The sequence below is a fragment of the Streptomyces sp. NPDC096048 genome (assembly GCF_044763415.1).
Lineage (GTDB): Bacteria > Actinomycetota > Actinomycetes > Streptomycetales > Streptomycetaceae > Streptomyces.
Window position 1 is genome coordinate 123,343 of the sequence record NZ_JBIWGG010000010.1, and the last position, 23,344, is coordinate 146,686.

The window sequence follows — 23,344 nt, forward strand, 5'->3', positions numbered from 1 at the left end:
GGCAGAAGCTGCAGCAGATCGTGCGCCGGGGCAGTACCAGCTCGGTGCGATCGCCCGACCGAAGAAGAACCGAGTCGAGCTGCGCTTCACCCCGACCTACGCCTCGTGGGCCAACCCGATCGAAGCCCATTTCGGGCCACTGGCCACTGCGGCAGTTCACGATTGCCAACTCCAACCGCCGCAACCACCGCGTGCAAACCCGGGCCCTGCATACCTACCTGCGCTGGCGAAACATCAACACCGGCCACCCCGGCATCCTCGCGGCGCAGCGTCGCGAGCGTGCCCGCGTCCGAAGCGAAAAGGGGATCCGCTGGGGCGGACGTCTCTTGCCGTCGCAACTGAACGCTCTGACAAATCCATGCGGTCGCGGCCCGAACGTGCAGCAGAGCACCGGACAGACGAATCACTCGCGCATACGGCCTGACGCGGGCGAGGCGAGCATCGCTTTGAGGATGCGTTGCAACTCAACGCGGTCCTGGGGGGTGACCCTCGCCAACCTGCGGTCGTACTCCGCCGCGAGAGCTGCAAGTGCTCGATCGCGTGCTTGCGTGCCCTCAAGGGTCAGTACGAGCCGGTGACGCCGCAGGTCCGCGTCGTCGATCTCGCGCCGGATGAACCCCTTGGCGACGAGGTTGCGAACGTAGACCGTCACGCTCGCCTTGGGCAGCAGCAGTGCCGTCGCGATCTCGGCCGGGTACGGCGATGCCTCCACCTCGGCCAGAACGAAGAACTCCTTCGTCTCCAACCCGAGCTCGGCCAGCTCCCCCGTGCAGGCATCCATCACGACACCCAGCAGCCGCTGGTTCAGCGTCCACAGCTGCGCCCCGTCGACTGACATCGACCCTCCATCCAGATGATACAGTTTCGTATTAGTTTCAGATCGTACAAGATATTGTTTTGTACTGGACTCCTATGGAACAACAGTCTCACGAAGGAAGCCAGGCATGCTTCAGCACCTCACGATCCCGCGCGGTCCCATCCACCTCGCCGCGGACCTCCACCTGCCCGACAACGCCGACAGCAGCGCACCGCTGCGCGCCGTGGTGCTCTCCACTCCAGGCAGCAGCGTGAAGGAGCAGATCGGCGCCAACTACGCCTCCCGTCTCGCCGCTCACGGCATCGCCGCCCTTGTCCTCGACCCCGCCCACCAGGGCCGGAGCGAGGGCGAGCCCCGCGACCTCGAAGACCCCTACCGCCGAGGCGAGGACATCTCCTACGCCATCGACGTGCTCACCACGACCCCCGGCATCGACCCTCAGCGCATCGGCGTCCTCGGCATCTGCGCCGGTGGCGGCTACGCCGTGCACACCGCTCGCACGGACCACCGCATCAAGGCGGTCGGCACGGTCGTCCCCGTCAACATCGGCGCCGCGTTCCGCAGCTTCTCCCCCGACGGTCCGGCCGCAGCACTCGACGCCCTCGCGGACGCACGGACCGAAGAGACCCGCTCCAGCGAGACGACCCGCGTGAACTGGCTGCCCGACACCCTCGAGGACGCCGCGGCAGCGGGCCTGACCGACATCGACACCACTCAGGCCATCACCTACTACCGCACCGAGCGCGGCGGTAACGAACAGTCCACGAACCGACGCCTCCTGCGCGGCGACTCCCTCCTGCTGGGCTACGACGCCTTCCACCTGGCCGATCAGCTCATGACCCAGCCACTCCAGGTCATCCTCGCCGGACGCATCGGCAACACCGGCTCCTACGACACCGGCATGCAGCTGTGGAAACTGGCCCCCGACCCCGTCGACCTCATGGTGATCGACGGCGCCGGCCACTACGAGATGTACGACGAACCCGAATACGTCGACGCCGCCGTCGAACGACTCACCAGCTTCTATGCGAACAACCTGTAAGGCATCCGAACCAGCGAACCTTCCCGGTCAGAGCACTAGCGACGCGGCAGGCCGTCCCCCTGTCGAGCACGGCCGGCCGCGGCACTCGTGATCGCCAGGTTCCTTCGGCCTGGCCGCGTCGCCCGGGGCTGAGGCACGGGTCTCAGGCCAAGCCGTGCCCCGCCTCCGAACGGAGCCGGCGCAGGCATCCCTGGTGGAGCCGCTGAATCCGCCGGGACCCGCAGTGATTGTGACGGCAGGGGCGGCCGGACCGGTGACACAGGCGACCGGCGCGCGTCGAGAAGGTGTGACGAGCCCCCTCGTGCCTCTTCTTCCGTCCACGCGCCGAGCGTCCCGCTCTCCGGTTCGTCGAGAGCACGGAGAGAGCGGGCAGTCCGCGCTGGTCAGTGGGCGAGTCGGTGCAGCCAGTCCCGGAGCAGGGCCGCCTCGGTCGGGCGGAGCGGGAGGTCGGCCGGGTCCACGGCGGTCAGAGCGGCGTCGAGGGCCAGGGCCTGGGAGGCGAGGCCGGGGCCCACGGATGGGGAGGGATAGGTGGTCAGGTTTTCGATCAGGGCGTCCCGCATTCTCGAGGAGAGCTCGAGGTCACGATTCTCGGCAGGCGTGCCGATGAGCGACAGGGTGACGCCACTGGCCGCGGCCTGGAAGAGGCCGGCGGCCAATGCCGGCGGGACCCTGAGGCAGCCCGCCGCGGCAACGCGATCGAGCCACTTCAACAGGAGGTCGTGGGCCTCGTGCGCGGCGGGCGGTCGACGGTACGGGCGGTCGGTGCCGAACATCAGCAGGTAGAAGGCCGGATGGCACAGGCCGAACTCGACGTGCGCGTCCCAGCCGCGGCGCATGTCGTCGATCGGGTCACCGGTGAGAACGAGCGCCTGCTTCTCGGCGAGGTAGACGTCGAAGGCGTGGAGGGCCAGAGCTGAGAGCAGGCCCTCCTTGTCGCCGAAGAACTGGTAGAGGGAGGCGGGTCGGATGCCCGCCGCGGCTGCGACCGAACGGGTGGAGACCGCCTGGGCGCCCTCGCGTTCCAGGATTCCGGATGCCGCTTCGATGATCCGCTGCCGGTTTCGGGTCTTCGCTTCATCCACGCTTGCAATGCTACGGCATTCGACGTAACACTGATACGGTCACTGATACGGATGATTGCGTATCACCGATACAGCAAGGAGCAGCCGATGAATCGAGTCGGATACGGCGTCATGCAGCTCGCCGGACCCAACGCCTGGGGACCGCCGGACGATCCCGAGTCGGCGCGGCGGATACTGCGCCTGGCGGTCGAGCTGGGGGTCACATTCTTCGACACCGCCAACGCCTATGGACCGCGTACCGTGAACCAGCTGATCGGGGGGACGCTGCGACAGCTCCCGGAGACGGTGATCATCGGTAACAAGGTGGGCGCCGATCGAGGTCCGGACGGATCGTGGCTCATCACCAACCACCCGCGCACCGTCCGCCGCCAGGTCCACGAAGCCTTGACGGACCTGGGGACGGAGACGAGTGAGCTGACCTATCTCCGGCTTGCCGGAGACCTGCCGGGCGCTCAGGACGAAGCGCCGCTGGAGGAGGCGCTCGGCGTGCTCGTCGAGCTGCGGAACCAAGGGCTCATCCGCCGTATCGGCCTCTCCGGCTCGTCACCGGAGATGCTGGCACGCGCACAGAGGATGACGCCGATCGCCGCCGTGCAGAACCGCTTCAACCTGTTCGACCGCAGCGGCGTGCAGGTCCTCGCCGACTGCGAGGACCAGGGTGTCATGTTCGTCCCGTACACCCCGCTGGCCTCCGGTCAGCTCTCCAACTACGCGGAGTTGACGGGCCCGGCCCAGCGGCTGGGTGCGACGCCGACCCAGGTCGCACTGGCCTGGCTGCTGCGCCGTTCCCCGGCCATGGTCGTCATTCCCGGCACGACGAACCCCGATCACCTCCGCGCGAACACGGCCGCGGCCGACGTGGCCGACCGCCTGACCGATGCCGAGGTAGCGCGCCTCACCGGCCTCGTCGACGAGGCGCACGCCGTCATCGACCAGCCTCCTGGGCCCACAGCCGCCGTTCTCAGGTCCGCGACGAACAGCCACTGAGTCTCTCGGCGGCGGGCCGGCGGATCAACCGTCCACCACCGCCGCAGCCGCTCTCCCTGCCGCACGCCCCACAGCGACGCACCGACCGCCCCGGCTGGACGTCTACCTCGACTGGAGAACGCACGCGGTCGGAATGCCCTGGCTCTGGGACATCCATGAACTGCGCCCTCCCGAATACCTGCCCGGCGCCCCGACGATCCACCGCACACGTGACGGACTGTCTACCCGGGTAAAGGCATGAGCATGGTGAGCGACGCCGAAGCGAGGCAGGAGTTCACAAAAGGGCATGTGGCATGCGAAATGGCGCACGATTGGAGAGGCGCGCTCGACGCGATGACCCACAGGCCGTTCCACGAGCACTACCCGCCGGGCATCCGAGTGCGCGGCCGGGCGGCCGTCAAGGAGATGTGGATCCGCCTGGTAGAAATCCGGGCTCATCGAGAGCGAACGCGTCTACTGCGACAAGAGCGCTGCACACCTGGCGGAGAAAGAGCTTGACGGCGAGGGGTTATGGGGATCCGCAGCGTCGAGCGCATTCCCGGAGACCGAAACCGAAACCGCGGCGTGGCAGCGGCCGAAGGCTGGGCGCCCACGCAGCGGGCGCCGGCAGACACGGGTTCACCGTCACAGCGTCGGCGTCAGTCGTTGTCGTCCGCGTCAGGAAAGTACAGGTACAGGTCCATGGCCTGCATCATGCTGCGCAGCACCCGCTGGAGCTGTCGTTGCTGCTCGTCGTCGAGGAAGGCCAGGGTCCGGTCCTCGACCTTCTTGATCGCCGCCTGTGCGCGCGCAAGGAGCTCGGCTCCTTCCGGTGTGATCCGCACCTGGAGGATACGCCCGTGCGTCGGATGCGGCTCGCGATCCACGAGTCCACGCTCCCGCAACCCCGCGATCGCCGTCGACATGGACTGCGCGGTGACCCCGATGCGCTGCCCCAGCGTGGCTCCGGAGAGCGACTCGGGGGCCACGAGACCGAGCTGGGCCAGCGCGCCCAACTGGGCGTGAGTGAGGGAGAACTCCCGCAGCGTCCGGTCGACCCGCTGAGTGAGCGCTGAACTCACTCGCCGCATCAGATACGGCAGCCGTTCCTCGAAGTTCTCTGCCACCTTGCCCCTGCTCCGTCGCCCGCGTCGAGCCCGTGCCCGCCTCGCCACACTAGCAACCTCCGCCCGCCCCCCTCTTGATCGTCCGGTGATCCGGCCGGTCACCCAGGTCACCCGCCGTGCGGTGCGGGACACGCGGTCGCTGGGTGAGGAGCGGCGGCGGCGAGGCGGGTATCCGAACGCCGACACCGTGCGGGGCGGGAACCAACGTCCACTTATAAGCTATCTGATAAGGTGGCTGATACACAGTGGATCGGATCAGAAAGGGCAGCCATGAACGCCCAACGCACCGTCGTGATCACCGGCGCCGCCGGTGGTATCGGTTCCGAGATCGTCAACCGGTTCCTGAACCACGGTGACACCGTCATCGCCAGTGACGTCTCACAGAAAACGCTCCACAAGTGGCGCACCCGGTGGGACTCCGCCGCCCCCGATGGGCGCCACCCGTCGCTGCGCACCGTCGCCGCGGACGTCTCCAGCGAGGAAAGCCTGGCGAGGCTGGCCGAGACCGTGCAGCAGACCCACGACACGGTCGACGTCCTGATCAATTGCGCCGGACACTTCCCGCAGACCGCCTTCGAAGAGATGAGCGCCGAGGAATGGCGTCGGGTCATCGATGTCAACCTCACCGGCACCTTCTATACGGTCCGGTCCTTCGTTCCTCTCATGAAGAAGAGCTCCCGCGGCCGCATCGTGAGCATCGGATCCGGCTCGGTCTTCGCCGGCACTCCGAACCAATCGCACTATGTGGCCGCCAAGGGCGGCGTCCTGGGGATGACCCGGACTCTGGCCCGCGAGCTCGGCAAGTACAACATCACGGTCAATCTCGTGACTCCGGGGCTCACGATCACCCCGGCGGCCGCCAAGGTACTGCCCCCGGCCCTGCTGGAGATGCAACGCAACACCCGCGCCCTACAGCGGGACGAGTTCCCTGAAGACGTGGTCGGTCCCGTCTTCTTCCTCGCCTCTGACGACGCAGCCTTCATCACCGGCCAGACACTCAACGTGGACGGAGGCCGCCACCTGCTCTGACCTCGAACTGCTGTGGGTGCGCGAGGGTGACCGCAAGGATGGATGGGGGCAGCAGGCCCCTGCATGCCGCCAAGGCCGAGGCCGAGCGACGCGGCTGTGACCGCGTAGCTGTCTCTTCCTCTACTTTCCAGGCCCCCGACTTCTACCGGCCGGCACGGCTGTTTCGAGACCGGGCGAACCCTGGGCATTCCCGGCGAACATGCGGACGCGAGCATGTTCAAACAACTAGCGTCAGGGCAGACGGCCTCAGACGAGGCGTGAACGTCGGCCTCATAGCCACTCATCGCTCGCGACGATCAGCACGGGGGCTCCGTAGCGCACGGCGAGTCTGTCGTGCGGGTGGCCGGCCACCGCGGAAGCCGAGCTTCTGGCGGTTGCGTGCCTGGGCGGCCCTATCCGGGATGGTGCGGCGGATTCCTCGGTGGCGCAGGTAGGCACGGTTCCCACGGGAGGCGTACGCCTTGCCCGCGCGGACCCGATTGGGGCGGACGTGTGGTCGGCCTGGTCCGATACAGGGGCAGCAGCAGCCGGGACCAGACAGACGGCCGCCCCACCTTCGCCTCCTCCGGCAAGATGGACGCGCTGGAGTGGCGGCCGACCGCGCCGGAGGAGGATCAGGTCGCCTCGGCCGACTTCCGGCGAGGTCGGCTCGCACTGTCGAGAGCGTCCGTAACCTTCGGTATGGTCGGCTCAGCCGCGCGACGTACCGCGGGCTGTCCAGGCGCTCGCGTCCTGGCCGTAGCGGGTGAGGAAGCGGGCGAACTGCAATCGGTCCGCCCTGTCCCAGCGCGCGGTGATCTCCTCGAAGACACGACGCTGCTCAGTGGCGTAGGCCCTGCGCGCAGCCTCTCCCGCGTCGGTGAGTTCGAGCAGGGTGCTGCGCCCGTCCTGCTGGGAGGCGACGCGGCGCAGCAGGCCCTCCGCTATGCACGCGGCGACGGCACGGCTGGCGACCGGCTGGGCGACGCCCATCTCCTCGGCAACGCCCCCCACCGTAATCCTGCCCGCCGCCTCACCGACCACGTTCAGGACGATGTTGCGCGTCAGATCCCCGCGTCCGGAGCCAACGCGCCTGCGTAGCCGGGAGAGCGCCGGCCCCACGTTGTCGAGGAGCGAATCGTCGTCGGCAGGCACAGGTTGCCCTTGGCTGGTCACGCGCACAATCTACGACACCACCGATCGACATGCATATTGCATGTATATGACTTAAGGTATCAATGAAAGGTTGGTCCACCGAAGCGAGGCACGATCATGAGCACTACCGCCATCACCGGCGCGCAGGTCTTCGACGGGGAGAAGCCGCTCGGCGTCACCACCGTGGTGATCGAAGGAGACAGGATCATCCAGGTCGGCGGCGGCGTCCCGACCGAGGCCGAGGTCTTCGACGGGGCCGGGGCGACACTGCTGCCGGGCCTGATCGACGCGCACGTCCACACCGACCACGCCTCTCTCGCGCTGGCCCTGAAGTTCGGCGTCACCACGGAGCTGGAGATGCAGGGCGTGAACACCCGCGACCGGCGCGGTGCGATCAGCGAGGATGACTCCGTCGCCGATGTGCGCTCCTCGGGCTTCGCGCTGACTCCGCCCGGTGGGCATCCCAGCGAGCTGTTCCCCAAGGACTTCAACCCGGGCAAGCCCGCCGGCGGCGAGGCTGGTGGGCATCAGGGCGAGCCTCCGTACCACCCCGACGCCACCAGCCCCGAGGCTGCGGCGGCATCCATTCCGCAGCTGCTCGCGCACGGCTCGGACTACATCAAGTTCATGATCGACGACGGCAGCGTCGAGGGGCACCCGGGCCTGCCCATGCTCGATCAGGCCACCTTGAACGCCGGGGTGGCCGCGGCGAAGAAGCACGGCGCGCTGACCGTCGCCCATGCGTTGACCATCGACGCCACCCGCATGGCCATCACGGCGGGGATCGACGGCCTGGTCCACCTGTTCGTCGAACCGGCCACCGCCGAGATCATCACCATGATCAAGGACGCCGGGGTGTTCATCGTGCCCTGCTCTGTGCTGAACGCTTCCATGATGGGCATCACCGGTGACCAGCTGGCCGACGACCCGCGCGTGGCTTCCCGCCTGGACACCGACTGGGACGCCACCTTGCGCTCCTGCTTCGGCCACTACCCGCAGGGCAAGCTTCAGGACGTCCTGGATAGCGTCAAGGCGCTGGCCGAGGCCGGGGTCGACCTGCTGGTGGGTACCGACGTCTCCCGGCCCATGCCGTTCCTCGGCGGCCTCGCGCACGGCGCCAGCGTCCACCAGGAACTGCAACACCTCGTCCAGGTCGGCCTGACCCCCACGGCGGCGCTGCGCGCGGCCACCGCCACGACCGCCCGTCGTTTCAACCTCTCCGACCGGGGCCGCATCGCCGAGGGTTTGCGTGCCGACCTGCTCCTGGTCGACGGCGACCCCACCACCGCCATCACCGACACCCTCAACACCCGCGCGGTGTGGCGCCGCGGCACCCAACTGATCGCCTGAAGCCGGTGACATCCAGGGCCGGGAGCCGAAGGGCCCGGCCCCGGTCCGTTCTCTTACCCCTTCCTCCTCCTTCACACAGCGAGGTGACTGCGCCACGCCCGCCCACCGCATCGACGTCCACGCCCACTACTTCGGCGGCGCCATTGCCGCCCCGGCCTGGAAGCAGCCCGCGCCCGGTGCAAGAGCACCGTGGAGTTCCGAGGCCACGCTGGAGGCCATGGAGCGCACCGGCACCGCCGTCCAGATCCTGTCGGTCCCCTTCATTCCTCGGTCCCGAAACGGCGGGGACGCCCGCGCCCTGGCCCGGCGCATCAACGAGGACCTGGCCACTCTGATCGAGCAGCATCCCGAGCGGTTCGGTGGGCTGGCCTGTCTGCCGGGCGACGACCCTGATGCCATGCTCGACGAACTCGCGTACGCGCTGGACGTCCTGCGCCTGGACGGAGTCGGTCTGACCTCCAACGTCGCCGGCCGCTACCTCGGCAACCCCTGGTGGCAGCCCCTCCTGGCCGAACTGGACCGCCGCGCCGTCCCGACCTTGGCCCACCCGGCCAGCTGCCCCCACGTGACCGACCTGGCTCTCGGGCGTCACCCCTCGGTGATCGAGTTCCCCTTCGATACCGCCCGCATCATCACCGATGCCCTGTTCGCCGGGGTCTTCCACCGGCACCCCGACCTGACTTTGATCCTGCCCCACCTGGGGGGCCCGCTGCCTGCCCTGGCCTGGCGCATCGCCGAATGCACCACCATGCCCGGCCTCCACGACCCCACCACCGTCACCCCCGAGCACGTCACCGACGTCCTGGCCGCCCTCTACTACGACACCGCCATGGGCGGCAGCCCCCACACGCTCCTTCCCGCCCTCCAGGTCACCAGCACTGACCACCTCCTGCTCGGCACCGACGCCGGCGCCGCCCCGCCCCGCCCGCCACCATCGACCGCGCCATCGCCGCCCTAACCACCACCCTGCACGGCAGCGACCTGCACGCCGTCGAGCACGACAACGCTCTACGTCTCTTCCCTCGCCTCGCCGCCCGCTGACAGCAAGCGCGCCTGACGAACGACAACGACAGAGAAGCATGTGTCCCACCCGTGGGTACACCGCTGGCGCGCCGAGAGCGACGCCGGCCAGTTCGACCGCCCGAGTCGGCCCCGGACAGCTCCGCACCGCACTGCCTCAGACGCCGAGGAACAGGTCTGCACGCTGGGGCGGGAACAAAAACTCGGCACCGTACGAATCTGCCCGATCCTGGGTGTACCGCCTCCACCGCCCACCGCTTGCTCACCCGCCACGGGCTGAACCGGCTGAGCTGGATCGACCGGCCCACCGGCCACATCATCCGGCACCACAAACGCGCACGCTCCGTCGAGGTGATCCACACCGACGTCAAGAAGCTCGGCAACATCCCGGACGGCGGCGGGCACCGCATCATGCCCCGCCTCGACGTGGCTGTATCTCGACATGCCCGCGGCCGCCCGCGCGGTGGCTGGGTGGACGTGTCGTCTTCCACACGGACAGGAGCACCCAGCTCGCTCTTGCCCGCGTCCATGGCCCCTGATCAGGTGACAGCGCCGGCACCCGCAACGCACAAGTGTGCTGGCAGCGGTGGGTGCCGGAGCAGGCGTCAACTCAGCGGCCGCCTCCCTGGTGAGGCGTAGTCGGGATGACGGAGGAAGCCGGGGCCTGGTGCGGGGGCGGGCTTGGTGAATGCGAGGGGGTGTCGGCGGGATGAACCGGGCTGTCTGAAACGCCGTACCTGAAGGCGAGCAGTACACAAGCAGCAGCCGCAATCAGGCCGAACAAGACGGTGACGGTCCGGCGAGAGGGAAGAAGACACCATCTGGGCCTGGCGGGGAGGGCGGCTAGCCGCAGGTCTTTCACGGCAACGCTGTCGGCGCGGGCTTCCAGGGCGTCGCGCAGTCGTTGTTCGATCACCTCGTTGCGGATCCGGTTGCGGCTCATCGCCAGACGTCCACAGGCTGCCGACGGCGGGAGGGTCGAGAACGCGACTGAGAGGGGTGCTCGGTCATCGAGGTATCTCCAGGTGTTTGCCCAGAGCGTCCAGGGCCCGGCTGGCAGTTGACTTGACCGTCCCGCGGGAGACGTTGAGGGTGTCGGCGATCTGGGCTTCGGTGAGATCTGACCAATAGCGCAGGACCAGAACCTCGCGCTGCCGGCGGGTGAGACGCTGCAACGCGTTGATCACTTCTTGATGGGTCTCGGCAAGGAGCACGCTCTTGTCGGCGGGCGGGGCATGGCGTTCACGCTCAGGAACATGGGCGCGTGCCGTACGGCGTCGGCGCAGAACCGAGCGCGCCGCGTTGACCACACTGGTGCGCAAGTACGCCTCGGGGTCGTCCAGGTCAGCGAGCCGAGGACCGTGGCGGCGCAGGAGCGCGGCGAAGGCGTCCTGCACCACATCCTCAGCTGTGGGAAGGTCGTCCACCAGAAGGACGGCCAGCCGCACCAGTGCCAGGCGGCGATGCTGGTAGAGCTCGCTGAAACCGTGCTCTTCCCCGGTCTTCACCGTTCCGGAAAAGCGCGGCTTTGACCAGTCTTCTCGCGCTGTCCCGTCGGCTTCCCGGAAACGCAGGGCGAGTCGGTCCTGCGTTCGGCGCATCACATCGACTCCGCCGCGGCACAAGGGGTGCAGCGGTCTGCACATGCTCTGCCACCAGGCGACCGACGTTGCGGCGATGGGGAACGTCGCTGTTCTCACATGTCTCCTGGACTTCGCGGTACCGGTCCGTCCGCCCAGAGTCCCGGGCAGACGGACCGTGCGTGCGTGGCCCGAGCCGCGCAACGCGCAATCAGCTGATGTCGCCGAACGACTCAGCGTCCGTCAGCGGGCCAGACCACTGAAGAGCCTCACTGGGCCGGAGCCGCGGGCGGCTGCGCCGGCTGCGCGGGCAGCGCGTCCGCGGGGACATCGGTCTCCGAGCTCTCCCCGGGTTCGGACAGCTGCGCGGGCAGCTGCGCGGGCTGGGCCGGCTGAGCGTCCGCGGGCACGTCCGTCTCGGAGCTCTCGCCGGGTGTCTCCGATCCGGACACGTAGGGCTTGGCGTGCTTGCCGGTGGAATTGGGGGCCAGCGGAGAAGCCTCGTGCGCCTTCTGCGTATCGGACGGGGCATCCGTCGTCGCGGATGCGGCGTGGGCCGTGAAGGCTCCGCCGAGGGCCAGCGCGGCGCCCACCGCGCTGACACTCAGAGCGGCGCGGATCCGCCCCGGACGCAGGCTGCGGGCGGTGTGACGTACTGCCATGTTCGGTCCTCGAATCATCGGTTTCGGCTTGTTGGCTGACCGCCCGTCATGGGTGGCTTCCCTTGCGGCGGCCCTCTGCTGGAGGCGCATCCATCCCGATAGACGTCCGAAGGCCCTCGGGGTTGCCGGTCGGTGAGACAACTACGGGGGAAAGTGCAGTGATCCGCGTCACTGAGCTTCGCCACCCTTGCCGTCCAGGGTGAGGACTTCCTTGGCGAGTGATGCCAGCGGTTGGGTCTCCGGGATCTGCGGCGGATCCGCCAGGACTTGAACGCGCGGCCCAGGTGGGCCAGGGCGGGGGCGTCATGGCGCCCGCAGATGGTGAGGATCGGGTAGCAACCCACCGCCCTGATCGGTGACCAGCCGCATGTGCACACCGACCGCGGGCTGGGCGAGGGTGTCCCAGTGAGGGGTGGCGGATGCGCGCTTTCGGTCGGTGCGCCTGATCGCCACGTCGCGCTCCGGGCGGGTGAACTCCTCGCTACGCCTACAGGTGGTCCCGCTCATCGCTCGTGAGCCGCAGGGCACGAGCCAGCGCAGTCGGCACCCGCTCCGACGGCTCAGCCACGCCGCGCTCGATCTCTGTGTAGAAGTCGGTCGAGGCCCCGCCCAGCATGGCGACCTCGTCGTGACGCAGCCCCGGGAGCCGCGACCAGACCGACGTCCGAGGGCTGGACCCGATCACGCCGGGACCTGACGAACGCGCCCGGCTCGGTCGGATTCACCCTCCCAGTATCCGCACCGGCCCTCCTGAGCCAGGGGATCCCATCCCCTGGGTCAACGTCCACTGGTTACCATCGGCCGACGGTCCCATGGTGGAGGCGTAACCGAGGAACCCCCGGCAGAGGTAACTCCATGTCCACCACTGGGATTGCGCTGGTCACCGGCGGCAACCGCGGTATCGGTAGCTCCATTGTCGCGGCTCTCGCCGCCGAAGGCAGAGACATCGTCTGCACCTACGACTCCCACGAGGCAGAGGGTTCTGACCCGCTGGGCATAAACGCCCAGGATCTTCGGTCGTATGCGTGAAGCCGTGTGACAAATGCTCGGCATCGAGAACCCCCCGGACGTCGATACTCACTGATCCGAAAGGCGGGACGATTTATGGCAGGCGTTGTGCAGCGAAGGGAGCACCGCAATCGTGGAGACAGCGAACCGCCGGTACTTCCTGGCCGGTTCCCCGTCTTCGGACACCTGCCGAGAATACTCAGGGACCCACTCTCCTTTTGGGCGTCGCTGCCGAAGGAGGATGAAATCACCACCGTGTACATCGGTAAAAGGCCGATCTACTTCCTCAGGTCTCACCGGCTCGTCCGGTCCTTGCTTACCGGGGAGTCGCGGGCCTTCACTCGTGGGCTCGTCTTCGAGAAGGCAGCCAAGATCTTCGGTCAGGGCATCATCGTGTCTGACGGCGAGCAGCACGGGCGGAACCGACGGCTGATCCAGCCAGCCTTCCACCACCACAAGATCGAGCACTATGTCGATATCATGCGCTCCGTCGTGGAGGAAAGGTCCAGTACCTGGACGGCGGGGCAGCCTTTCGCCCTGAGCTCCGAAACCCATGAGACCGCCGTTGAGGTCCTGACTCGAACGCTGTTCCGAGCCGACCTCGCGGCCCGGGCTGTCGAGGACGTCAAGCGGGCGTTCTCCGGGATCGTTGAGGGCATTACCGCACAGGCGCTCTACCCATATCCATGGATGGAGAAGCTACCTTTCCCGGTGAACCGGCGGTACGAACGCTCCGCCGCCCTGTTCCACGACGTCGTCAAGGCAATGATCGCCGAACAGCGGACCTCTCCCCTTCAGGACGACAGCCTTCTGGGTACGCTGATCAACGCCCGGGACCAGGACAACGCCCTCAGCGAAGAACAGCTTCGAGATGAGACCGTCACCATGCTGGTCGCCGGCGCCGAGACAGTATCGACGGCGCTCGCCTGGCTCTTCCACGAACTGGGGCGCTGCCCCCAGGCCGAGCAACGGCTGGTCGACGAACTGCACACCCAGCTCGGCGACAGGCCGATCTCCTACCAGGACTTCCGCAAACTGCCCTACACAGCCGCCGCGATCAACGAAGTCATGCGTCTCCATCATCCCAACTGGTTTCTCTCCAGGCGAGCCGTGTCTCCCGTGTCCCTCGGCAACCGTTGCATTCCCGCGGGAGGTGAGGTGGCCTTCAGCTTGTCGACGATGCACCGGGATCCCGAGGTCTTCGACCACCCCCTGCGCTTCGATCCTGACCGCTGGCTCGACGGCCGGACCGATGACCTGCCCCGCTCCGCCTACATGCCGTTCGGTGTCGGGAAACACAAGTGCATCGGCGATGCCTACGCCGTGGCCGAACTCATGGTTTCCATCGCTTGCATCATCCGGCGCTGGACTCTTGCCCACCAGCCGGGGACACGCGTCCGGGAAGTCCCGTGGACGACCGTCCAGCCCGCCGGCCTGGTCATGGTCGCGCAACCGCGGCGAAACGCATGAACGATATCGGTGATCACCTTGCGAGGCATGAAGTAGGAACGATGCTCGAGCCGTACCGAGAAAAAGTGATCGTCCTGCCCTTTCGCATCCGCAGGCATCAGAACGAGGACGCAGTACAACGAAGCGTCGAACAGTGGGCCACACATCACGGACTGCTGGCAGACACAAGCGCGTTGTCGCGATTCCGCCGACACCGAATCACCAGCCTGATGACAGCCGGGTGCGACACGGCCGATGCCGACGTGGCGGAACTCGTCGTCGAGGTCGCGACTTTGGCGTTCCTCCTTGACGACCAGCAGAACAACGCCGCTCGGACGCACCGCGCCGCCGCTTACGACCGGCTGAACACACAACTGTGCGCGGTGATTCTCGGCACCGACGTCAAAGGCGAGGACAACCCGATGGTCACTGCGCTGTCTGACGTGCTGGAGCGTCTCCGGCAACGCGCCGCCCCCGACTGGCATTCCAGGTTCCGCCGCAACCTGACACTCGCGCTCGACGGACACAGAGCGGAGAATACCTTCCGGCGAAAGGCGTGCATCCCCGATGCCAGCATGTTTCCGGCACTACGCCGGGATGCGTCTTTCTGCTATCCACTCCTTGACATGCTCGAGCTGTGCCGAGGCACGCCAATTCCATCAGCTGTGCACGACAGCCGCTCCTACCAAGCGATCCGTGAAGCGATCGCCGACATCATGTGCTGGACGAACGACGTCCACTCCCTCCACATGGAACTGGCCGCCGGTGAACCGATGAACTACGTCACCGTCCTCCAGCACACCGAGGCACGCACCACGGCCCAGGCGGTTGCAGAGGTCTGCCGGCGCATCGACCACCGGGTGAAAGATGCACTGGCGGCACGGCGGGAGTTGGACGCATTGCTGACCAGGCTCGCCCTTCCTCGCCGAGTCCAGGAGTCGGTCGCCTCTTGTGTCAGCGGCTTCGAGAGCTGGGCCGGTCGCATGGAGGAATGGGACCGGACTGGCACTAACCGCTTCGACCTTTCCACCATAGGCACGTCCGGGCTGCCGTCCTACGTGGAGGACCTCCTGCCCCGGTGAAGGGTTACCGCGTGGCGCCGAGCAGCCACCACCGCGGGGCCGGCCTTCTTTGTGGTCGGAGGGCCGGATCCCGCACTGCGCTTCTTCCTCGACCTCGCCGAGCCCCACGAACGGCCGGCCCACCGCCGGGCCGCTCCCCGCTGTCCGGCCGGGGCCTCACAACCACCCATGCCCCGCCCCTGAAGCCGTGGCGGCTCCCCTTGCACGAGCTGGCGGACCTGGGGATGAACTGCTCTACGGTCCGGACCGCATCGAGCAGAGTATCGACACCTTCACCTACGCGATGCACGACCGGCAGATCCGGCGTGAGGTCCGCGTCCTGTCCGGCAGCCCGCCGCGAAGACGTGGAGAACGTGGCTGTGCAAGGGCGGGCCGTGCGGAGCCGACTGCGCGATGCGGAGTGGCGCCGCCAGGGGCAGCGCATTGCGGAGCTCACTGCTGCGGGGGACCTCCCTTTCCCCGCAGCCACCGACGACTCCCGGCGTCTGGCACGGGCCTGGCTGGGCCGGTACCTTCCGGAGAAGAGGAAGACGCTGGTACGCCGACTGGCGGCAGACGCGGGGGCCCCGCCACCGTCCACCCGCTCCATACCTGAAAAGATCACACGCTGCATCGACAGCGGATGGCTCACCGCCCCTCTCTCGGAGAACTCGCCGACCGCCGACACCTGTTCGCCGCCCTGCCGCAACGTCGCTCCGGGTCTGTCCGGCTGAACACCTCGCTCAACGACGGGATGTCCCTGACCGAGCGCCGGGATCTCAGCTACGACATACCGAAGAAGGCCGGGGACCAGGCAACGACGAACATGCGGGGCAGTGCATTAATCAGGCCCGGTGGCTTCGTTCTGTTTCTGATCCTGTGGCACAGGATGGCTCGGCAGCCCGATCAAGCGGAGCGCGGGCCAGGTGGTGGCCACCGACACGGGATCGTGTCGTTGCGTGCCCGTCAGCTGTCGAAGCGGCCGCGTGCACTTTCGATGTGACCGAGGTGCTGGTGGGTCCAGCCGCATATGGCGTCTACCGCAGTGCGCAGGCCCCGGCCCGGTTCGGTGAGGGTGTACTCGACTCGCGGCGGCACGGTGGGGTGCACCTTCCGGTCGACCAGGCCATTGCGCTCCAGCATGCGCAGGTTCTGGGTGAGCATCTTGTGGCTGATGCCCTCGACCTCGTTCCGCAGCTCGCTGAAGCGCAGGGTGCGCTCGCCGAGCACCTCGATGATCAGGAGTGCCCACTTGTTGGCGACGTCCGAGAAGATCTCCCGCGCCAGGGAGTCTGCGCGCCGCAGGTCAGCGTCCTCGGGGAGGCTCTTGAGCAGTTGCTTGGTCACCATCAGGTTCCTCAGTCACCGAAAAGTGCGTTCTTCCAGTTCAACCGTCACTCTCCTACAGTTTCTGAGTAACTACAAGAGAGCAAAAGGAAGGACGGCGAGCATCGTGGCCACCATTGATGTCTTCCACTACAACGTGCCGGCCGAGAGCGACTTCGGCTACTCACAAGCGATCAAGTCCGGCGACCTGATCCACGTCTCTGGACAGCTCTCGTTCGATGAGGCAGGCGCATTCCTCCACGCGGGCGACTTCGCCGCCCAGCTCAAGCAGACTCACGCCAACATGGACAGGGTCCTGGACCACTACGGCGCCACCCGGAACCAGGTCGTCTCGCAGATCCTGTACGTGGTGAACCTGCGGCAGAATGCCGCAGCGGCGGCGGAGGGCAACCTGGGGTACTTCGGCGACCACCGGCCGGCCAGCACGGTCTTGGGCATCACTGAACTGACCTTGCCCGGCCAGGTCATCGAAATCAGCTTCGTCATCGACACGAAACTGCCCGCCTGAGGTCTCCTCCTCACCCGCCCCACCGCCATCTGGGGCTGTGTTCGTGGAACAGTCACATTGACCCGTTCCACGAACGCCCCCCGTACCGTCCGCCGGGCGACGTTGTGCTTGCGCTCCCAGCGACGACAAGGTGGTCCGGGTGGCGGCGCATCTGCCCCTCACTCATGTCGCCGTGCCTCAGAGGAGCGACAAGCACAAGGCGATGATGGAACGCATCGCCCGCACCGCTTGCCTGAGCGCCGTCCCCTCTCCATCCTCCCGCCTCTCGGCCTCCCGACGCCCCGTCCCGCCCCGGATCGAAGGACCGCAGATGACAGCCACCGCATCGGACCTCGCGCTACGTGCCTGGCGCGACCTCGACCATCAGGCACGTGACCTGCCGGGCATGTCACTGGGCCACCTGCCGGTGACTCCGGTGCCCCAGGACGCCGACCGTCTCCGGGCCCTCGGCGTACGTCCCGCCGAACTGGACACGGCGGTCGACCTGTCCGTCGACGATCCCGTGACGCATCGGCGGGCCGTCGACCGCCTGTGCCTGATCCGCGACCTCGCCGCCCGGGCCGTCTCGGTCGACGGGACCTCCTTCTGTCGCCCCAGGGGCCCGAACTCGTCGAAGGTGAACACCCGGGCGGGGAAGCGGTCCAGCACGTGCTCGATGCGGCCGAGCTTGGTATCGCGTTCGAGGTCAGGCGACTCCTTCCACGTCTTGGTGCGCTGGAAGGTGATGCCGCGGCGTAACAGCAGGCACCGCAACGCTTCACGACCGACACGAATGGCGCGTCATCGCACGCGGCGCAGGTAGGCGGCGAGTTCACGGACCGACGAGCGGGTGCAGGGCTGGCCGAGCCTGGTGGGGCGGGTGGTTACCGTCTGGATATGTAGGCCTCGCACACTGACGACGTGCGAGGGCTGCGCCGGTCACCGTGGGGACGGAGTCTTCGGAACCCTTTCGGTACCCGTCCGGGCGGCGGGCGTGTGATGCCTGCGCAGAGGGCTGTGAAGGCTGTAGACCTGTCCCAGTCCCCGGTCGTCCACGTAGCTTGGGCGATCGCTGGCGAAGGCGTTCTCCGAGGCGTAGCGGGCGCGTTCCGGATGGAGGTCCTGGACGCCGCGGATGATGGCGCCCCTCCCCGTACTGATGCGGGCGATACCCTCACGGTCGGATACCTGAAGGCTGAGACGAGCACTCAGGATCTGCGACTGCTCCTGCGCGGCCAGGAACATGGCGATGGTGTCGTCGTTGACCCGCCGCGCGTGTTCGAGGGCCTCCGTCTCGTTGCATCCGTGGTGCGCCGTCAACCGGCTGGGAGGGGGGTGCGATCACGTCAGCGCTGGTCGCCGTTCGTGGCGGGGAACGCCGCGCACAGCGCCTCGGCGTGCACCGCGTCCCATTGGCTGATGCGCAGACGCTCCGCTGCACCGTCGGGACGGCGCAGTTCGATCTCCTGTCCCCTGTCCAGCTCCACCCGTACCCGCGGTTCGGTGCGGACCGCCTCGGCTTCACCGCGCGGGATCTCGAACCAGACACCGCGTACGGCGTACCGGAGGTCGTTGCCCCGGTGGCGCAGCACCCGTACCCGACGGTCGGTCAGCAGGAGCGAGGCTCGTCGCGGGACCAGGCCCCACAGCGCGCGTCCGTAGGTCACCGCGCAGCCGGCTGTCATCCGCTCGCCCTCGGGGACCCACTGGGACAGGCGTTCGCGGTCCACGGACCACTTGGCTGCTTCCTCCAACGCCCCTCCCTCGTCTTCCGTACGGCAGCGTCGCTGTCCAGTGCCCGTCTGCCCGGAAGCGGCGCGGCAACCCGCGCCCGGCCGACCTTGTGCGCGCCGCCGGGGAAGGTGGGGTGGCCATCCGGCCGGTCCGGCCCTTGAGTCGGTCGCCGTCGTGGCCGGCCCCGTCCGCGGCCGCGCACCGTCCGCGGCACACGAAGGACGCCTCGGCCCGCGGCGGCGGGGTGTCCGCTGCGCCGGTCGGGGGAGCACGCCCGGCTGCTCGGGTGCGGCGGCGGCCACCGGCCGGGGAGGCCCGGGACGATGTGGCGTCCGCGGGAGTCCGTGGCGGAGGAGCCGGCGCCGGTGGACCGCCGGGAAGGGGTGCCGATGCCGAAGCTGCCGTCGCCAGCCGAGTCGTTCGGTGGGAGCGGGCGTGCGGTGCGGGTCTCTCTCGCCGCTGCGGCCGGCTTCTATCCGGCTGCCTACGTGATGGACCGGCCGGTCGTCGCGCTGTACGCCCTCTTCACGCCCGTCGCCTTCGGTGTCCTGTCCCCGTTGCCGGGCTCGGGGCGCCGCTGCGCGGGCAGTGTGCTGCGTGCCGTGCCGGCCGCCGCCGCGCTGGTCTCGCTCGGCACCGCGCTGGCGGTGACGACGTGGGCGGCGGCTGCGGGCATGCTTCTGGTCGCCCTCGTCCTGACGTTCGGTGCGGCCTGTGCGCCGCGGCTGGCAGGCGTCGTGCCCGGTCTGCAGCTCTGCTACATCCTGGCCTGCTTCCCGCCCTACGCCCCCGCCACCCTGCCCGAGCGGCTGGGCGGCCTGACCCTGGGCGCGACGGCGCTGCTGCTGGGCGAGCTGTTGCTGTTCCCGCCGCCGCGGCACACGTCGTACGCCGAGCGGGTCGCGGACGCCCTGGACCTGGCGGCCCGCACGGCCGGGCTCCTGCTGCGGGCGGAAGCAGCCGACCGTGGGACGGCCCGCCGACTGCGGACGGTCGGCACGGAGCTGCGGTTGTCCCGGCAGCCCCACGGCGGGCGGCCGACCGGCGCCGGACGGTCCGACCGAGCGCTGGCCCAGGCGGGTTCGGCCGCCCGACGGGTGCTGGACCAGCTGGCCGCACTCGGTGAACTCCCGCCCGCTCCCGCCGACACGGCCTCGCAGAGCCTGCTGCACGGCATCGCGGCGGCCTGTTCCGACGCCGCGGACGTGCTGCGCGGCGGCCGGTCGGTACACGGCGCCGAACTGCTCCAGGAGCTGACGGCACGGTTCATGAACGAGCGCGGCGGGGGGCCGGAGGGCCGCGACGAGTGTTCTTACGTGCTCCTGCGGCACAGGTCGACGCTGCTGACGGTGGCGGTGTCGGCGGTGACCGTGCGCGCCGCCGCGGACCTGGCGGCGGGCGGGCCGGCGCTGCCCGGGCTCCCCCGCGAGCAGTTCTGGTACGCGGGGAAGCCGGCGGTGCGCCTGTGGTTGGTGCGGATCAGCGGCAACCTCACGCCGCGCTCCGTCGTGTTCCAGAACGCGGTCCGCACGGCGCTGGGCCTCGCCCTCGCCCGTCTGGTGGCCGGGTCGCTCGACCTGTCGCACGGCTTCTGGGCGCTGTTGAGCGTGCTCACACTGGCGCGGACGACGGTGGTCGGTACCTGGTCGGCCGTGCGGTCGGCCGCCGCGGGGACCCTGTTCGGGTCCGTCCTGGCGGGGGTGCTCATCATCGGGGTGGGTGAGGCGACCGCGGTCTACGCCGCGCTGCTGGTGCCGATGATGCTGCTCGCCTTCTCGGTGGGCCCCGCCGGCGGGCCTGCCTGGGCGCAGGGGCTGTTCACGCTGGTGGTGTCAACGGCGTTCGCCCAAATCTCCCCGGTGACGTGGCGGCTGGAGGAGGCCCGGCTTGTGGACGCGCTGACCGGCAGCGCGATCGGGCTGGTGTGCGGCATCCTGGCGTGGCCGGCCGGTGCGCGTACCGAGATGCGGCGCAGCGTGACGGCGCTGCTGCGGGCCGCCGCGCCCGTGGTGCGGGACGCCGCCGGTGCGGTGGCCGACCGCGGTATCGGTGCTGGTGCGGGTGCTCGCCACGGCACCGGCACGGAGGCTGGTGCCGGTGCGCATGCTCACTGCGGCATCGGTGCGGGCGCCGGCCTCGTCGGGAGGCCCTCGACCGACTCCCTGTGGCCCGTCCTGCACCGGCTGCGTATCGCGGAGGCGGCGTACGCGCAGTTCCTCACCGAGCCCGCCCCCAGGGCGGGCGACGACGGCCCGGACTGGCTCGCCGCCCTCAACTTCGGCTCGCGCGTGCTCACCGGCGCCTACTGGCTGCCGCCCGCGCGGGACGCGCCCGAACTTCCACCCGGTGCACGGCGGTGGGCGGAGACGGCCGCGCGGCAGGTCGCGGCCGCCGCGGTGAGGGCGGCGGACCTGCCGCTGCGAGGGGTTGACGTCCGGATCGCACCGTTGCCTCCGGCCGTTCCGCCCGGGACGGCGGCTGGGGTGTGGCCCCTTCTGGTCGACCTGGAGGTGTGGCTGCACGCCCTCGCCGCGGACCTCGCCACCATGAGCGGCGCGCGCCGCGGGGCCCCGGCGGAGGCGGCGGGGACCTGACCACGGGGGCGGGCCGGGGGCGCCGCCATGCCCGGCCGGCGTCGAGCCGGGCAGCAGACGAAGGGTGCGGCAGACGGGCGGGGCGGCAGACGGGCGGGGCGGCAGGTAGGCGGAACAACAGACCGGCCAGGCAACACACTCGCAGCGCGACGAACGGGCGCCGGCAGCAGACCGGCGGAGAGGTCGGAGTACCGGCGCTCCTCGCCGCAGGGGCGCGACCGGCCAGGGCCGTCCACATGACCCTCGTGGCGGGGGGGGACAGCCCCGCCATCCTGTGTGCGGTGGTGCTCTGCGCTGTCCGGTCGGCACAGCCTGTTGACGGCCGTGCGCGTGGTCTTCTTGCAGACTGCCACGGGCGCGGCCTCGAAGCCGCCCGTCTCTCTCCCCCCTCCCACACACACCACGACCGTGACGGTCCTGCCGTCCCTCCCGACCGACAGTAGGGAGAGGTCGGCGGCACCCCAGGACGTCTCGGTGCGCAGGCCGCGAGCACGAGCGCCCTCCTCGACCGGCAGCCTGCCGTAGTCCCGGCCCTCGGCCTCGACGCAACGCCGGGCGAGGCTCCTCGTTCGCTTCCTCGCACGGCCGGGCACCGGGCGGCGGAGACCACGTCATCGATACCATCGAGGCGGCCCGGCCCGCCTGGGTCCAGTGGCTGAGCCCGCCGCGCGCGGCGGAGGTCGCAAACCATCAGCCCCGGGTGCCCGAGGAGCCGGTGGTCGCCGACAGCTGTTCACCGCCCCTCGACCTGGCCGGGCGAGCCACCGCGCCGTTCCGGCGAGCGCGACCGCCCGCAGAGGAGGGCCCGGGCCGACGCCCTCCGTCCTTCGGCCCGGCCACGCCACTGAGCCTTTCCGGCCGTTCACCGTCGCCACGCTTCTCGCCATCCGGTTCGCAGGCCGCCTCGCATCACGGAAGAGTCGCGCTTCGGAGTCGTTTCCTGTTTCTTCCCGCGGTGGCCGGGGTCTGCACGGTTGCTCCGGACAGGGCGGACGGTGGGTCCGTCGTTCGCAACGGACACCGCGCTTCGGGGTGCCGCCGGCCACTGACCTGCGACGCCGAGTGGTTGTCAGTGGCCTCTGCCACGATGTGCCGCATGTTGAACCGAGAGCAATTCATCGAAGCCGCTGTGAGGCGTGGCGTACCGCCGGACGCGGTGGAGGAGATCCTGCGTTGCCTACGGCCGTGTGTGTGGGTGAACAGGCACGGCGAAGGGACTCCGGTGGGCACCTGGGCCGACGAGGACGAGATGTCCTTCGTCCTGGATTGCTCGGCCCTGCCGGCCCAGCACCTCGACCTCGGCCTCGGCCTGCCCGGCAACGGCTTCCTGCATCTCAACGAGGGCATCGCGCCCCGGTGGTATGCGGAGGATCCCCAGACGGAGTTGGGTCACCGCGCCGAAGACCGGCGGGACGGCGGCGACCTGCACGCGCTCGCCGCCTGGACACATGCCGAGTGGTGGCGCCCCGTGCAGGAGGGGCATTCCTCCGAACCGCACCCCGCGTTGGAGGAAGCCATCGCCGAGTACGAGAAGCACTGCGGGAGACTGGAGCTGGTGAATCACACCATCACGCCGTGGTCCAGCACCAGCGTGCAGCTCGGCGGCTCCCTCGTGCACACACTCCAGGATCCTCCGGAGCTGCACCTGATCGATCTGCCCGAGGACTGGGACTGGCGATTCGACGACGAGATACTGCGCAAGGCGTCGATATGGCGGTTGTTCGCCCAGATGCCCATGGAGAACGGCCTGGTGAACGACTGGCTGATCCACCAGGACGACCGAACCGTGGAACGCTACGACGAGGTGATGTGGCTTGAGGAGGCCGACTGACCTCTGTTCTGCCTGCGGCAG

General features: G+C 69.0%; 19 protein-coding genes and 5 pseudogenes. 13 read left to right on the plus strand and 11 right to left on the minus strand.

Annotated elements, in window-relative coordinates; genetic code table 11:
* Positions 1-64: 64 nt before the first annotated feature.
* A pseudogene (locus ACIQ6R_RS27185) lies at positions 65-326 on the plus strand (IS630 family transposase); the annotation flags it as partial.
* Positions 327-403: 77 nt separating this feature from the next.
* Here the strand turns inward: ACIQ6R_RS27185 and ACIQ6R_RS27190 are convergent.
* Positions 404-838, minus strand: coding sequence for a MarR family winged helix-turn-helix transcriptional regulator (locus tag ACIQ6R_RS27190; protein WP_404224019.1), 435 nt, complete (start codon positions 836-838; stop codon positions 404-406).
* A 106-nt stretch (positions 839-944) separates the two neighbouring features.
* On the opposite strand from ACIQ6R_RS27190, the gene ACIQ6R_RS27195 reads away from it, so the two are divergent.
* Positions 945-1,859: an alpha/beta hydrolase gene (locus ACIQ6R_RS27195; RefSeq protein WP_404224020.1), complete on the plus strand. Its 915-nt coding sequence runs from the start codon at positions 945-947 to the stop codon at positions 1,857-1,859.
* 383 nt (positions 1,860-2,242) lie between these two features.
* On the opposite strand, the gene ACIQ6R_RS27200 is transcribed toward ACIQ6R_RS27195, so the two are convergent.
* Positions 2,243-2,944 (minus strand): TetR/AcrR family transcriptional regulator, encoded by a 702-nt coding sequence (locus ACIQ6R_RS27200; protein ID WP_404224022.1) that lies wholly within the window; start codon positions 2,942-2,944, stop codon positions 2,243-2,245.
* 87 nt (positions 2,945-3,031) lie between these two features.
* On the opposite strand from ACIQ6R_RS27200, the gene ACIQ6R_RS27205 reads away from it, so the two are divergent.
* Positions 3,032-3,931 (plus strand): aldo/keto reductase, encoded by a 900-nt coding sequence (locus ACIQ6R_RS27205; protein ID WP_404224024.1) that lies wholly within the window; start codon positions 3,032-3,034, stop codon positions 3,929-3,931.
* A gap of 638 nt (positions 3,932-4,569) precedes the next feature.
* On the opposite strand, the gene ACIQ6R_RS27210 is transcribed toward ACIQ6R_RS27205, so the two are convergent.
* Positions 4,570-5,037 (minus strand): MarR family winged helix-turn-helix transcriptional regulator, encoded by a 468-nt coding sequence (locus ACIQ6R_RS27210; protein ID WP_404224026.1) that lies wholly within the window; start codon positions 5,035-5,037, stop codon positions 4,570-4,572.
* Between the two features lie 291 nt (positions 5,038-5,328).
* Between ACIQ6R_RS27210 and ACIQ6R_RS27215 the strand changes: the two genes are divergently transcribed.
* Positions 5,329-6,066: an SDR family NAD(P)-dependent oxidoreductase gene (locus tag ACIQ6R_RS27215; RefSeq protein ID WP_404224028.1), complete on the plus strand. Its 738-nt coding sequence runs from the start codon at positions 5,329-5,331 to the stop codon at positions 6,064-6,066.
* A gap of 690 nt (positions 6,067-6,756) precedes the next feature.
* Here the strand turns inward: ACIQ6R_RS27215 and ACIQ6R_RS27220 are convergent.
* Positions 6,757-7,221, minus strand: coding sequence for a MarR family winged helix-turn-helix transcriptional regulator (locus tag ACIQ6R_RS27220; RefSeq protein ID WP_404224030.1), 465 nt, complete (start codon positions 7,219-7,221; stop codon positions 6,757-6,759).
* Between the two features lie 96 nt (positions 7,222-7,317).
* On the opposite strand from ACIQ6R_RS27220, the gene ACIQ6R_RS27225 reads away from it, so the two are divergent.
* Both ACIQ6R_RS27225 and ACIQ6R_RS27230 read left to right on the plus strand, forming a co-directional pair.
* A complete protein-coding gene (locus ACIQ6R_RS27225) occupies positions 7,318-8,550 on the plus strand; it encodes an amidohydrolase family protein (RefSeq protein ID WP_404224031.1) in 1,233 nt (410 codons plus the stop codon).
* A 109-nt stretch (positions 8,551-8,659) separates the two neighbouring features.
* Positions 8,660-9,508 carry an amidohydrolase family protein gene (locus tag ACIQ6R_RS27230; protein WP_404224346.1) on the plus strand — a complete coding sequence of 283 codons (849 nt, stop codon included), beginning with the start codon at positions 8,660-8,662 and terminating at the stop codon, positions 9,506-9,508.
* Positions 9,509-10,577: 1,069 nt separating this feature from the next.
* On the opposite strand, the gene ACIQ6R_RS27235 is transcribed toward ACIQ6R_RS27230, so the two are convergent.
* The 3 genes and pseudogenes from ACIQ6R_RS27235 to ACIQ6R_RS27245 all read right to left on the minus strand — a co-directional run.
* Positions 10,578-11,171: a SigE family RNA polymerase sigma factor gene (locus tag ACIQ6R_RS27235; RefSeq protein WP_404224033.1), complete on the minus strand. Its 594-nt coding sequence runs from the start codon at positions 11,169-11,171 to the stop codon at positions 10,578-10,580.
* A 248-nt stretch (positions 11,172-11,419) separates the two neighbouring features.
* Complete coding sequence (locus ACIQ6R_RS27240; protein WP_404224035.1) at positions 11,420-11,812, minus strand: hypothetical protein; 393 nt, start codon at positions 11,810-11,812, stop codon at positions 11,420-11,422.
* Positions 11,813-12,302: 490 nt separating this feature from the next.
* Positions 12,303-12,537: pseudogene (locus tag ACIQ6R_RS27245) on the minus strand (helix-turn-helix domain-containing protein); the annotation flags it as partial.
* Positions 12,538-12,667: 130 nt separating this feature from the next.
* Here ACIQ6R_RS27245 and ACIQ6R_RS27250 point away from each other — a divergent pair.
* From ACIQ6R_RS27250 to ACIQ6R_RS27260, 3 genes are all read left to right on the plus strand, one after another.
* A complete protein-coding gene (locus ACIQ6R_RS27250; protein ID WP_404224037.1) occupies positions 12,668-12,841 on the plus strand; it encodes a hypothetical protein in 174 nt (57 codons plus the stop codon).
* A gap of 75 nt (positions 12,842-12,916) precedes the next feature.
* A complete protein-coding gene (locus tag ACIQ6R_RS27255; protein WP_404224038.1) occupies positions 12,917-14,290 on the plus strand; it encodes a cytochrome P450 in 1,374 nt (457 codons plus the stop codon).
* Between the two features lie 41 nt (positions 14,291-14,331).
* Complete coding sequence (locus ACIQ6R_RS27260; RefSeq protein ID WP_404224040.1) at positions 14,332-15,351, plus strand: terpene synthase family protein; 1,020 nt, start codon at positions 14,332-14,334, stop codon at positions 15,349-15,351.
* A 945-nt stretch (positions 15,352-16,296) separates the two neighbouring features.
* Here ACIQ6R_RS27260 and ACIQ6R_RS27265 read toward each other — a convergent pair.
* Positions 16,297-16,680 (minus strand): winged helix-turn-helix transcriptional regulator, encoded by a 384-nt coding sequence (locus tag ACIQ6R_RS27265; RefSeq protein ID WP_404224042.1) that lies wholly within the window; start codon positions 16,678-16,680, stop codon positions 16,297-16,299.
* A gap of 103 nt (positions 16,681-16,783) precedes the next feature.
* On the opposite strand from ACIQ6R_RS27265, the gene ACIQ6R_RS27270 reads away from it, so the two are divergent.
* Together ACIQ6R_RS27270 and ACIQ6R_RS27275 are read left to right on the plus strand one after the other, a co-directional pair.
* On the plus strand, positions 16,784-17,185 hold the full coding sequence (locus tag ACIQ6R_RS27270; RefSeq protein ID WP_404224044.1) for a RidA family protein: 402 nt from the start codon (positions 16,784-16,786) through the stop codon (positions 17,183-17,185).
* Positions 17,186-17,570: 385 nt separating this feature from the next.
* A pseudogene (locus tag ACIQ6R_RS27275) lies at positions 17,571-17,717 on the plus strand (hypothetical protein); the annotation flags it as partial.
* Positions 17,718-17,722: 5 nt separating this feature from the next.
* Here the strand turns inward: ACIQ6R_RS27275 and ACIQ6R_RS27280 are convergent.
* A pseudogene (locus ACIQ6R_RS27280) lies at positions 17,723-18,061 on the minus strand (IS630 family transposase); the annotation flags it as partial.
* A gap of 449 nt (positions 18,062-18,510) precedes the next feature.
* Positions 18,511-18,918 (minus strand): hypothetical protein, encoded by a 408-nt coding sequence (locus ACIQ6R_RS27285; RefSeq protein WP_404224046.1) that lies wholly within the window; start codon positions 18,916-18,918, stop codon positions 18,511-18,513.
* A gap of 369 nt (positions 18,919-19,287) precedes the next feature.
* On the opposite strand from ACIQ6R_RS27285, the gene ACIQ6R_RS27290 reads away from it, so the two are divergent.
* Positions 19,288-21,492 carry an FUSC family protein gene (locus ACIQ6R_RS27290; RefSeq protein ID WP_404224047.1) on the plus strand — a complete coding sequence of 735 codons (2,205 nt, stop codon included), beginning with the start codon at positions 19,288-19,290 and terminating at the stop codon, positions 21,490-21,492.
* A gap of 308 nt (positions 21,493-21,800) precedes the next feature.
* On the opposite strand, the pseudogene ACIQ6R_RS27295 reads toward ACIQ6R_RS27290, so the two are convergent.
* A pseudogene (locus tag ACIQ6R_RS27295) lies at positions 21,801-22,037 on the minus strand (hypothetical protein); the annotation flags it as partial.
* A 677-nt stretch (positions 22,038-22,714) separates the two neighbouring features.
* Here ACIQ6R_RS27295 and ACIQ6R_RS27300 point away from each other — a divergent pair.
* Entirely contained in the window at positions 22,715-23,323 is a 609-nt protein-coding gene (locus ACIQ6R_RS27300; RefSeq protein ID WP_404224049.1) for a hypothetical protein, read from the plus strand.
* Positions 23,324-23,344: the final 21 nt, after the last annotated feature.